The following is a 13,182-nucleotide window of genomic DNA, read 5'->3' as shown; positions in this document are numbered from 1 at the left end:
GAATAATGAGGCCGGATCAGCGATCGCTCAGACGGCCGAGCTCGTTGTCGATGAAGTCGAAAATTTCATCGGTGCTGGCGGATTCGATCCGCTCGGTGACATGGGCACCGGTGGTTTCCGCGTCGCCCTCTCGCCACTTCTCCAATATGTGGAGCAGCCGGTTGGCGACCGCCGCCCTGGTGAGGGCGTCCGGCTCGCTCGCGGCAAGCGTCGAGTCCAGGCGGTCGATTTCCGCCAGGAGTGAGGGGCTTTCCCCGGCGCTCTCCTCGCCCACGAGCTGCGAGACGAGGTGGTCGGCCAGGTTGGCGGGGGTCGGGTAGTCGAATACCAAGGTGGCGGAGAGACGCAGTCCTGTCGCCGTGGACAGTCGGTTGCGCAGTTCCACGGCAGTCAGCGAATCGAAGCCCAGGTCGTGGAATTCCCGTTTCGCTTCGACCGCCTTGGAGGAGGCGTGGCCGAGGACGGCAGCGGCTTCGGTCCGTACGAGGTCGACCACGAATCCGAGTCGTTCCTCTTCCGGCATTTCCCGGAGCCGCCGGGTGAACATGACCGCGGTGCCCGCTCCGCCGGCCGTGGAAGCGGCCGACCGGCGGGCACTCTTCACCAGGCCCCGGAGCAGCGCGGGGACGTCGCCCCGCACTCGCCTGGCACCGGAGGTGGGGCCGATGGGGACAAGGTGGCTCTCGTCGCACGCCGTGGCGGCGTCGAACAGCGCCAGACCCTGCTCCACCGACAGCGGGGGAACGCCGGAAGCCGCGATGCGCTGCATGTCGGCCTCGGACAGCGTGCCCGTCATGCCGCTCCCCTGCGCCCACGTGCCCCACGCCAGGGACTGCGCGGGCAGCCCCTGGGCGGCACGGCGTTGGGCGAGGGCGTCGAGGAAGACGTTGGCTGCCGCGTAGTTGCCCTGACCGGCGCTGCCCATCACACCCGAGATGGAGGAGTACGTGATGAACGCGGCCAGGTCGAGACCCTTGGTCGCCTGGTGAAGGTTCCATGCCGCGTCCACCTTCGGCCGCAGCACGGCCGACAGACGCTCCGGCGTCAGGGAGGTGACCACGCCGTCGTCGAGGACACCGGCCGTGTGGATCACTGCGGTCAGCGGGTGTTCCGCCGGTACCGCCGCCACCAGCTCGGCGACGGCGTCCGCGTCGGCGATGTCGCACGCGCTGATCGTCACGTCGGCGCCCTGGGCGATCAGCTCGGCCCGCAACTCCGCTGCTCCCGGGGCGTTCGCGCCGCGCCGGCTCGCCAGCAGCAGGTGCTTCAGACCGCGCCGGGTGACGAGATGCCGTGCCAGCTCGCCGCCGAGCCCACCCGTGCCACCGGTGATCAGTACGGTGCCCTCCGCATCCCATGCGGGGACCGCCGACTCCTCGGCCGTGACACGAGCGAGCCGGCCGACGTGCAGCGTCCCGCCCCGTACGACGAACTGGGCGTCGCCCGCAGCCAGGAGCGCCGGCAGGCCCGGCAGCACCTGGGCGGCGTCCTCGGCCTCCTCGACGTCGAGCAGGACGAACCGCCCGGGGTTCTCCGACTGCGCCGAGCGCACCAGGCCCCGGACCGCGGCCGCTGCCAGGTCCTCGACGCCGTCGCCGACGTGAGCGGAGACGGCGCCGCGGGTCACGAACACCAGCTGCGACGCGGCGAACCGGCTCTCGGCGAGCCACTCCTGCAGCAGGCCCAGCACCCGGGCCGTGAGCTCGTGCACCGTCGCGGGTACGTCATCGCCGGCGGCGTCGCTGCCCACAGGGGTCACGGAGGCCAGGACCAGCTCCGGAACCGGCCCGTCCAGAGCAGCCAGTCCCTCGGCGCCGACAGCCACGGTTCCGTAGCGGACGCCTTCGGAAGCGTTGCCTTCCGGTGCCGGCACCCACTCCAGCTTCAGCAGCGAACCTTCGTCGGCGCCGCGGGAAGTTGACACTTCGGCATCCGGGACGGCCCGCAGGGCCAGCGATTCCACCGACAGCACCGGAGCACCGGAGCCGTCGACCGCCGCGATCGACACCGAGTTCTCCCCGGTCCTCGCAATGCGTGCCCGTACGGCCGAGGCGCCGGAGGCGTGGAGCGAGACGCCGCTCCACGACTGTGCGGTGAGCTGTTGCTCCTCGTCGTCCAGTCCCGCGAACCCGACGGCCTGCACCATCGCTTCCAGGAGCGCCGGGTGAAGCCCGAAGTACTGGGCATCGTCCGCCTGGTCCGGCAGCGCGATGTCGACATATGCCTCGTCGCCCAGCGTCCAGACCGCACGCAGCCCCTGGAACACCGGACCGATGTCGGTCGCGTCGTCGTAGAAGCCCGCCAGATCGACGGCGACAGCACCCTGCGGCGGCCAGACCGACGCGTCGAACTCGGCAGTCCGCTCGCCCGCGGCCAGCACACCACTGGCGTGCCCGGTCCACGGCTGGTCGTCGTCTGCGCTCTCCGGGCGGGAGTAGAAGCTCACCTCGCGGGCCCCGGACTCGTCCGGGGCACCCACGCGGACCTGGAGGACCACTGCGTCGCCCTCCGCCAGGACGAGCGGCTCGGTGAGACCGAGCTCTTCGACCCGGTCGCAACCGAACTGGTCGCCGGCGCGGACGGCCAGCTCCAGGAACCCGGAGGCCGGGAAGACCACAGCACCGCCGACCGTGTGCTCGGCGAGCCACGCGTGGGTCTGCAGCGAAAGCCTGCCCGTGAACAACGCGCCTTCGGAGCCCGCCAGTGCGATCGCCGCGCCAAGGAGCGGATGCTCTGCGGGCCGAAGACCGGCGGACGTCACATCACCCGTGTAGGCAGCGGGCCTGGGCCAGTAGCACTCGTGCTGGAAGGCGTACGTCGGCAGGTCGACATGGTGGGCGGCGGTGCCGGTGAAGAGGGCTGGCCAGTCGATGCCGATGCCTGCGACGTGGAGTCGTGCGAGGGCGGTGAGCAGGGCGGTCTCTTCGGGGCGGTCCTTGCGCAGGGCCGGTACGACGACGACCTCTTGGTCGTCCAGGCTCTGCTGGGCCATGGCGGCGAGCACGCCGTCCGGGCCCAGCTCGAGGAACGCGGTCGCGCCGGCCTTGGCGAGCGCCTTCACCCCGTCGGCGAAGCGCACGGCCTCGCGGACGTGCCGCACCCAGTACTCGGGGCTGCAGATGAGGTCGGTCGCCACTTCGCCGGTCACGTTCGATACGAGCGGGATCTTCGGCGCGGAGTAGGACAGCGTCGACGCGACCTGCCGGAACTCCTCCAACATCGGATCCATCAGCGGGGAGTGGAAGGCGTGACTGACCGACAGACGCTGCGTCTTCCGCCCCTCAGCTGCGAACTTCTCCGCGATCTGCAGCACCGCGCCCTCGTCACCGGCAATGACAAGCGAGCTCGGGCCATTGACCGCCGCGATGGAGACACCCTCGACCAAGCGGGGCAGTATCTCGTCCTCGGTGGCCTGGACGGCCACCATCGCACCACCCGAAGGCAGCGCCTGCATCAGCCGCGCCCGAGCCGCCACCAACGTGCACGCATCATCCAGAGACAGCACCCCGGCCACATGCGCAGCAGCGATCTCACCGATGGAATGACCGGCCAGGAAGTCGGGTCGTACGCCCCAGGACTCCACGAGACGGAACAGCGCCACCTCGACCGCAAACAACGCAGGCTGCGTAAACCCGGTCTCATTCAGCCGCTCTGCTGTGTCCTCACCGAACAGCACATCCCGCAGCGAACCATCCATCCGCTCCAGCACCGCATCCAGCGCCTGAGCGAACACCGGGAACCGGCCGTACAACTCACGACCCATCCCCACCCGCTGCGAACCCTGACCCGAGAACAGCACCGCCAACGACCGGTCACCGGTCGCCGCGCCACGCGCCACCTCGGTGACAGCATCACCATCAGCCAACAGCACCGCACGGTGCGCAAACGTCGACCGGCCCGTCGCCAGGGAGAAACCCACATCGACCGGGGACAGCCCCTCCAACACCGACACCCGCTCCAGCTGCTCCGCCAGCGCGGCCTTGGACTTCGCCGACACCAGCCACGGCACCACGGCAGGCGACGGGGTCTGCGACGCTGCGGGCTGCTGCTCAGCGAGGGCCTCGGCAGGGCCCGCCTGCTCCAGCACCACGTGCGCGTTCGTCCCGCTCAGCCCGAACGACGACACGCCCGCGCGCCACGGCCGGTCCACCTCGGGCCACGACGTGTGCTCGGTCAAAAGCTCCACCGCGCCCGCCGACCAGTCCACGTGCGAGGACGGAGCGTCCACGTGCAGCGTCTTCGGCAGCACACCGTGTTGCATCGCCATGACCATCTTGATGACGCCCGCGACGCCGGCCGCGGCCTGCGTGTGACCAAGGTTCGACTTCACCGACCCCAGCCACAACGGCCGCTCCTCCGGCCGCTCCTGGCCGTACGTCGCCAGCAGCGCCTGCGCCTCGATCGGGTCACCCAACGTCGTACCCGTACCGTGCGCCTCCACCACATCGACATCCGCAGCAGACAACCCACCACTCGCCAACGCCTGGCGAATCACCCGCTGCTGCGACGGACCATTAGGCGCCGTCAAACCATTCGACGCACCATCCTGATTGACCGCCGAGCCACGCACCACAGCCAGCACACGGTGACCATTACGCCGCGCGTCCGACAACCGCTCCAGCACCAGCACACCGACACCCTCGGACCAGCCCGTGCCATCGGCCGCGTCGGCGAACGCCTTGCACCGGCCGTCCGTGGCCAGGCCACCCTGGCGGCTGAAGCCCGCGAAGCTCATGGGCGTGGACAGGACCGTCACACCGCCGGCCAGGGCGAGTGAGGTCTCGCCGTTACGCAACGACTGCGAGGCGAGGTGGAGCGCCACAAGTGAGGAGGAGCAGGCGGTGTCGACCGTGACTGCCGGTCCTTCGAAACCGAACGTGTAGGAAAGGCGCCCGGAAATGACGCTGTTGGCGAGGCCAGTACTCGCGTGGCCCTCCACGTCCTCCCGGGAATTCATCACCAGCGTGGCGTAGTCCTGGCCGGTGGTACCGACGAAGACACCGGTGCTGCTCCCCCGCAGAGCCGCGGGGTCGATCGCCGCGCGTTCGATCGCTTCCCAGGTGGTCTCGAGCAGCAACCGTTGCTGGGGGTCCATCGCCAGCGCTTCGCGCGGCGAGATCCCGAAGAACCCGGCGTCGAACTCCCCCACTCCCTCGAGGAACCCGCCGCGTCGCGTAGCGCTGACGCCTCGGCCTTCCGGATTGCTGCCGAACAGCGCGTCCAGGTCCCAGCCCCGGTCCGTGGGGAAGCCGCCGATGGCGTCCTGCCCCTCCAGGAGCATCTGCCAGAGGTCTTCCGGCGAACGCACCCCACCGGGCATCCGGCACGCCATCCCGACGATGGCGATCGGCTCGTCGGCGAATCGTCGGGCGTCCACGGCGACGCCGGTGTCCGCAGTGTCCGTGTCCGCGTGCTCGTCCAGCAGCTCTCCGACGAGGTGCCGGGCGAGCGTGGTGGGGGTGGGGTAGTCGAAGATCAGGGTTGCCGGGAGCCTGAGGCCGGTGACGGCGGTCAGACGATTGCGCAGCTCCAGCGCGGTCAGTGAGTCGAAGCCCAGTTCCCTGAACTCCCGGCCCGCGTCGATCGCCTTGGCGGAGGCGTGTCCGAGGACGGCCGCGGCTTCGGTTCGTACGAGGTCCGCGGCGAACCGGCCGCGTTCCTCCTCGCCCATGGCCAGGAGCCGGCGTGCGAGCGTCGCCGCCGTACCGGCACCTCCGGCAGCCGTCGCGGCCGCACGCCGGGCTCCCTTGATCAAGCCCCGCAGCACTGCCGGCACCTGACCGCGCATGCGCGCGGTGCCGCCGGCCGAAGCCGGGCCGATGGGCACGATGTACGCCTCGTCGGACGCCGTGGCGGCGTCGAACAGGGCCAGGCCCTGCTCGACCGACAGCGGGGGAACACCGGAGGCCGCGATGCGCTGCATGTCGGCCTCGGACAGCGTGCCCGTCATGCCGCTGGTCTGCGCCCACGCACCCCACGCCAAGGACTGCGCCGCCAGCCCCTGTGACCTGCGGAATTGGGCCAGTACGTCGAGGAAGACGTTGCCGGCGGCGTAGTTGCCCTGCCCGGCGCTGCCCATCACACCCGAGATGGAGGAGTACGTGATGAACGCGGCCAGGTCGAGACCCTGAGTGGCCTGGTGAAGGTTCCACGCCGCGTCCACCTTCGGCCGCAGCACAGCCGACAGACGCTCCGGCGACAACGACGTCACCACGCCGTCGTCCAGCACACCTGCCGTGTGAATCACCGCGGTCAGCGGATGCTCCGACGGAACTCCCGCCAGCAGATCCGCAACGGCACTCGCATCAGCGACATCGCACGCCACGATGGAAACGTCGGCTCCCTGAGCAATCAGCTCAGCCCGCAGCTCCACCGCACCCGGCGCCTCTGCACCACGGCGGCTCACCAGCAACAGGTGCTTCACACCGCGCTCGGCCACCAAGTGCCGCGCCAGCTCGCCACCAAGACCACCGGTACCGCCGGTGATCAGCACCGTCCCTTCGGGAGCCCAATCCGGAGTCGACACCGCGCCCGTCGTGAGGCGCGCCAGCCGTCCGACCCGTACCAGTCCCCCGCGCACCACGAACTGGGCATCGCCGGTGGTCAGCAGACCGGGCAGGAGCGGGAGGACCGGAAGGGCATCCGACAGCGCAGCCGAGGCGTCGTTCCCCGCGATGTCGAGGAGTACGAACCGGTCGGGGTTCTCCGACTGGGCCGCCCGCAGCAGACCCCAGGCAGCGCCGGCCGCCAGGTCCTGCACCGCATCGCCCTCATGGGCACACACGGCGTTACGGGTGACGAACACGAGCCGGGACGCCGAGAAGCGCTCCTGTGCCAGCCATTCCTGGACCAGTCGCAGGACCCGTGCGGTGGCGTCGTGCACCGCGCCGGGCAGCTCGTCGCCCTCGGCCGAGACCGGAACCAGCACCAGGTCCGGCACCGGCTGTGCTTCGTCACTCCCGAGCTCGGAGAGGGAACCGATCGTAGCGATGCCCGCTCCGAACCCGTCGGTGCCGAGCGCCACACACCGGAGCCCTTCGGTCTCCTGTACCTGCGGAGCCGGAATCCACTCCAGCCGCAACAGGGAACCATGCCGGTCGCCACGAGCCGCCTGCCCCTGCGGCGCGGACGGTGCGCGCAGCACCAGCGAGTCCACCGACAGCACCGGGGCACCGGCGCCGTCGATCGCCACGATCGACACCGAGTCGTCGCCGGTCCTGGTGATGCGCACCCGCGCCATGGACGCGCCGCCGGCGTGCAGTGAGACACCGCTCCAGGCAGACGGCAGCAGTTCGGCTGTCTGCTCCTCGCCCGCGCCCGCGTCCTCGGCTCCGGCTCCGGCTCCGGTGAACCCGGTCGCGGCCTGCACCGCTGCCGTCAGCAAGGCCGGGTGGAGCCCGTACCGGTCGGCGTCGCCGGACACCTCGCCCGGGAGTACGACCTCGGCGAACGTCTCGTCGCCTCGCACCCATGCCGCACGTAGGCCCTGGAGGGCAGGCCCGTACTCGAGGCGGTCGTAGAAGTCCTCCAGGTCCACAGCCGTCGCGCCCTGCGGCGGCCAGACCGTACCGTCGAACGTCGCGATCCGCTCGCCCGAGGAGAGAACACCCGTGGCGTGCTCGGTCCACGCCTGATCCATGGCATCCGTGGCCTGCGAGTAGAGGCTCACCTCACGGGCTCCCGACGCGTCGGGAGCGCCCACCCATACCTGCACCAACACGGCGCCGTCGTCGGTGAGCACCAGGGGCGTGCCGAGGGCGAGTTCCTCGACCCGGCCGCATCCGACCTGGTCGCCGGCGCGGATGGCGAGTTCGAGGAAGGCCGCTGCGGGGAACACGACCACCCCGCCCACCGCATGGTCCTTGAGCCATGTGTGCGTGTTGAGCGACAGGCGGCCCGTGAACAGCACACCGTCCGAACCGGCCGGTGCGACGGCCGCACCCAGCAGCGGGTGCTCGGCCGGCATGAGGCCGGCTGCAGTCACGTCGCCGAGATCGGCCGTCAGCGTGGGCCAGTAGCGCTCGTGCTGGAAGGCATAGGTCGGGACATCCACCCGACGGGCGCCCGTACCGGCAAAACAGGCCGCCCAGTCGATGCCGATGCCTGCGACGTGCAGCCGGGCGAGGGCGGTGAGCAGGGCGGTCTCTTCGGGGCGGTCCTTGCGCAGGGCCGGTACGACGACAGCCTCGTGGTCGTCCAGGCTCTGCTGGGCCATGGCGGCGAGCACGCCGTCCGGCCCCAGTTCCAGGAAGGCGGTCGTACCGGCTTCGGCGAGCGCCTTCACCCCGTCGGCGAAGCGCACGGCTTCGCGGACGTGGCGCACCCAGTAGTCCGGGCTGCAGACCAGCTCCGCCGACGCCACCTCACCCGTCACGTTCGACACCAGCGGAATCTGCGGAGCCACGAACGACAGCGTCGAGACGACCTGCCGGAACTCCTCCAACATCGGATCCATGAGCGGCGAGTGGAAAGCGTGACTCACCGACAGACGCTGCGTCTTGCGCCCCTCAGCCGCGAACTGCTCCGCGATGCACAGGACACCCGCTTCGTCACCGGCGATGACGACCGCGCGGGGGCCGTTCACCGCCGCGATCGACACCCCCTCGACGAGACGGCCGGCCACCTCGGCCTCGGCCGCCTGGACCGCCACCATCGCACCACCCGAAGGCAACGCCTGCATCAACCGCGCCCGAGCCGCCACCAACGTGCACGCATCATCCAGCGACAGCACCCCGGCAACATGCGCGGCAGCGATCTCACCGATCGAGTGCCCGGCCACAAAGTCCGGTCGTACACCCCAGGACTCCACGAGACGGAACAGCGCCACCTCGACCGCGAACAACGCAGGCTGCGTAAACCCAGTCTCATTCAGCCGCTCTGCTGTGTCCTCACCGAACAGCACCTCCCGCAGCGAACCGTCCATCCGCTCCAGCACCGCATCCAGCGCCTCCGCGAACACCGGGAACCGGCCGTACAACTCACGACCCATCCCCACCCGCTGCGAACCCTGACCCGAGAACAGCACCGCCAACGACCGGCCGGTCGAAGCCCTGCCCCGAGCCACCTCGGTCACCGCATCAACACCGGCACCGGCATCGGCACCGGCCAGCAGAACCGCACGGTGCGCGAACGTCGACCGGCCCGTCGCCAGGGAGAAGCCCACATCGACCGGGGACAGCCCTTCCAACGCCGACACCCGCTCCAGCTGCTCCGCCAGCGCGGCCTCGGACTTCGCCGACACCAGCCACGGCACCACGGCAGGCGCCACCGCGGGCACCACGGCAGGCGACGGGGTCTGTGACGCTGCGGGCTGCTGCTCAGCAGCGGCCTCGCCCGGGCTCGCCTGCTCCACGATCACATGCGCGTTCGTCCCGCTGATGCCGAACGACGACACACCCGCGCGCCACGGCCGGTCCACCTCGGGCCAGGCCCGCGGCTCCGTCAGCAGCTCCACCGCGCCGGCCGACCAGTCCACGTGCGACGACGGCGCTGCCACGTGCAGCGTCTCCGGCAGCACGCCTTCCCGCATCGCCATGACCATCTTGATCACACCGGCGACACCGGCCGCGGCCTGCGTGTGGCCGAGGTTCGACTTGACCGAACCCAGGAGCAGCGGCCGCTCGGGGTCGCGGTCCTGCCCGTACGTGGACAGCAGGGCCTGGGCCTCGATCGGGTCACCGAGTGGCGTGCCCGTACCGTGCCCTTCGACGACGTCCACGTCCGACGGGGCGAGTCCGGCCGCGCGCAGGGCCCGCCGGATCACCCGCTGTTGCGAGGGGCCGTTCGGGGCGGTGAAGCCGTTGGACGCGCCGTCCTGGTTGACCGCGGACCCGCGCACCACGGCCAGGACCTGGTGGCCCTTGCGGCGGGCGTCCGACAGCCGTTCCAGGACGAGCATGCCGACGCCCTCGGACCAGCCTGTCCCGTCAGCGGCGTCCGAGAAGGCCTTGCACCGGCCGTCGGACGCCAGGCCGCCCTGGCGGCTGAACTCCATCAGGGAGCCCGGGGTGGACATGACGTTGACGCCGCCGGCGAGTGCCAGCGAGCACTCGCCGGACCGCAGGGCCTGCGCCGCCATGTGGAGGGCCACCAGGGACGAGGAGCACGCCGTGTCCACGGTCACCGCCGGGCCCTCCAGGCCCAGGGTGTAGGAGAGCCGGCCGGAGGTGGCGCTGGCGGCGATGCCCGTGCCGATGTCGCCAGTGGCGTCCGCCAGGGACCGGACGAGGAGGTAGGCGTAGTCCTGGCCATTGGTGCCGACGAAGACGCCGGTCTGGCTGCCGCGCAGCGACACGGGGTCGATTCCGGCGCGCTCGAACGCCTCCCAGGACGTTTCGAGCAGCAGGCGCTGCTGTGGGTCCATCGACACGGCTTCGCGCGGCGAGATGCCGAAGAAGTCGGCGTCGAAGTCCGCGACGCAGTCGAGGAATCCGCCCTTCTGGCTGACGCGGTTGCCGCGCTGGTCGACGCCGGCGTCCCGTAGGGCGTCGAGGTCCCAGCCGCGGTCCGCCGGGAACCCGGCGATGGCGTCCGTTCCGGATGCCACCAGGTCCCAGAGGGCCTCGGGCGAGTTCACTCCGCCCGGGTAGCGGCAGCTCATCGCCACGATGGCGATGGGCTCCGTGGCCGCGGCGACGAGCTTGTGGTTCTGGCGCCGCAGCCGTTCGGTCTCCTTCATCGAGGACCGGAGTGCTTCGACGACTTTCTCGCTAGGCGTGGTCATTGTCAGCTCCGTCGGTCCCGCTGTCGGTCAGGGAGTTGCCGTTCAGTGCGGCCCGTACGAGGTCGTCGACGCCCATGGCGTCGATGGACTCGTCGTACGCGGCCTCGGTGCCCTCGCCGTCGCCGGCTGCGGTGTCGCTGCCCGACCGCGTGCGGTCGGCGAGCTTCAGCAGCGGCTCCAGCACGCCGATCTCCCGCAGCTGGGCGATGGAGATTCCGGCCAGCAGCGCCCGGATGCCGGCCTGGTCCACGTCGTCGGCATCGAGCGCGTCCTCGTCGCCGTCCCGGTCGTTCCGGGCGCCGCCCGGTACGAGCTGGTCCAGCATGTGTCCGGCGAGGTCGAGCGGCGTCGGGTGATCGAACACGAGGGTGGCGGGCAGGCTCAGTCCGGTGGCGCCGTTGAGCTGGTTGCGCAGCTCGACGGAGCTGAGGGAGTCGAACCCGAGGTCCCGGAACGCCCGGTCGGCGCCGACCGCGTCCACGTCACTGTGGCCCAGTACTTCCGCGACCCGGGCGCGCACGATGTCGAGGACGGCAGCGGAGCGCTGTGCGGCCGGCAGACCGGCCAGCTTCTCGCGCAGGGCGGGGCCGGCCGTGTCGGCGTCCGGCGCGGCGGTGCCGGCAGTGGCCGGTTGCGCGGGGACCGGCAGCTCGGCCAGCAGGCGGCTGGGCCGGACGGTGGTGAAGGCCCGGACGAACTGTCCCGGCTCGACGTCGGCGACGACCGTGGTGGCGTCGGCGCTCATGACCACCTGGCGCAGCGCGGTGACGGCCAGGTCCGGGTCCAGCGGCCGGATGCCGGTGCGCTGGGCCAGGACGACGGCCCGGCTGTCGGCGGCCATGCCGCCCCCGCCCCAGGCGCCCCAGGCGATCGAGGTGGCGGCGAGGCCGTGGGCGCGCCGGTGTTCGGCCAGCGCGTCCAGGATGGCGTTCGCGGCGGCGTAGTTGGCCTGGCCGGGGTTGCCCACCGCCGCGGAGGCGGAGGAGAAGAGGGCGAACACCGACAGGTCGAGGTCCCTGGTCAGTTCGTCCAGGAGGAGTGCCGAGGCGACCTTCGCGTGGAACACCGACTCGAAGCGTTCCGGAGTCAGGCTGTCCAGCACGCCGTCGTCCAGCACGCCCGCCGCGTGGACGACGCCGGTCAGCGGCGCTTCCTGCGGTATGGCGGCGAGGACGGCGGTCAGCGCCTCCCGGTCGGCGGCGTCGCAGGCCGTGATCGTGGCCTGGGCGCCCAGGGCGGCGAGTTCGTCGCGCAGTTCCCGTGCGCCGGGGGCGTCGGGGCCGCGGCGGCTGAGCAGCACCAGGTGGCGGGCGCCGGTGGCGGCCAGCCGACGGGCGACCTGTGCGCCCAGGGCGCCGGTGCCGCCGGTGACCAGCACGGTGCCGGCCGGGTCCCAGGTGCGTACCGGCTGTCCGCCCGGTACGGGCACCAGGCGGCGGCCGAAGACGGCCGCGGGCCGCACCGCCATCTGGTCCTCGCCGTCGGGATCGGCGAGGGCGGCGGTGAACCGGGCGCCGGAGCGCTCGTCCATGGCCTCGGGCAGGTCGATCAGGCCGCCCCAGCGCTGCGGATACTCCAGCGCGGCGACCCGGCCCAGGCCCCAGACGCCGGCCTGAGCCAGTCCCGGTACGGGCTCGGAGCCCGACACCGCGACTGCGGCACGGGTGACGCACCACAGGGGTGCCGTGATTCCGGCGTCGCCGAGGGCCTGCACCAGTGTGGTGGTGAGGGCCAGACCGGCGGGCACGCCGTTCGTGTCGGACGTCGTGTCGAGGGCGAGGAGGGAGACCACGCCGGTGAACCGGCTGCCGCCGTCGGTGTGTTCGCGCAGCCGCTCGGCGAGGGCCTCGCGCTTGGGGTCGGCCACGTCGACGCACACGGTGTCGGTGCCCAGGAGGGCGACGACGTCCTTCACCCAGGCCTGGTCGGTGTGGACCGCGGGGACCACGGCGAGCCAGGTACCGGTCAGGGCGGTGGTGCGTGCCCTGCTCAGCGGCTTCCAGGTGACCAGCTGGCGCCATCCGTCCACGGTGGCCTGGTCGCTGCGCCGGCTGCGCCAGTCGTTCAGGGCCGGGAGCACCTTGGACAGGGAGTCGCTGTCGACGTTCAGGGTGGCGGCCAGGGTGTCGAATTCCTCGCCCTGGATCGCGGACCAGAACGCGGCGTCCTCGTGGCTCGCGACGGGTGCCGTGGAGGGCTTCGTCTCGGGCCAGAACCGCTGGCGCTGGAACGCGTAGGTGGGCAGGTCGACCCGGCTCGCCCCGGTCCCGGCGAAGAAGCCGGACCAGCGCGGGCTCATGCCGTTGACGTACAGGCGGGCCATGGCCGTGACGATCGAGGCTTCCTCACCGCGGTCCTTGCGCAGTGCCGGTACGGTCACCGCCTGCGGGAAGGCGCCGTCGAGGGTCTCCTGGGCCATCGCGCACAGGACGCCGTCGGGGCCGATCTCCACGTATCGC

The 13,182-nt window shown here is 71.4% G+C and carries 2 protein-coding genes (1 of these 2 only partly in view); both read right to left on the bottom strand.

Features of this window, described 5'->3' with window-relative positions:
• Positions 1 to 16: 16 nt before the first annotated feature.
• Entirely contained in the window at positions 17 to 10,729 is a 10,713-nt protein-coding gene (locus tag ACIGXW_RS02305; RefSeq protein ID WP_399570783.1) for an SDR family NAD(P)-dependent oxidoreductase, read from the bottom strand.
• On the bottom strand, positions 10,710 to 13,182 hold the final stretch of the coding sequence (locus ACIGXW_RS02300) for a type I polyketide synthase (protein ID WP_399568956.1). Its footprint extends 26,177 nt past the window's final position; 2,473 of the gene's 28,650 nt are visible here — the last part of the coding sequence; the start codon falls outside the window, past its right edge; the stop codon is at positions 10,710 to 10,712. Before ACIGXW_RS02300 ends, ACIGXW_RS02305 begins: the two co-directional genes overlap by 20 nt.

The organism is Streptomyces sp. NPDC053079 (assembly GCF_044546695.1).
Classification (GTDB): Bacteria; Actinomycetota; Actinomycetes; order Streptomycetales; family Streptomycetaceae; genus Streptomyces.
Note: the sequence above shows the minus strand (reverse complement) of the source record. Positions and strands in the feature narration are given on the sequence as shown.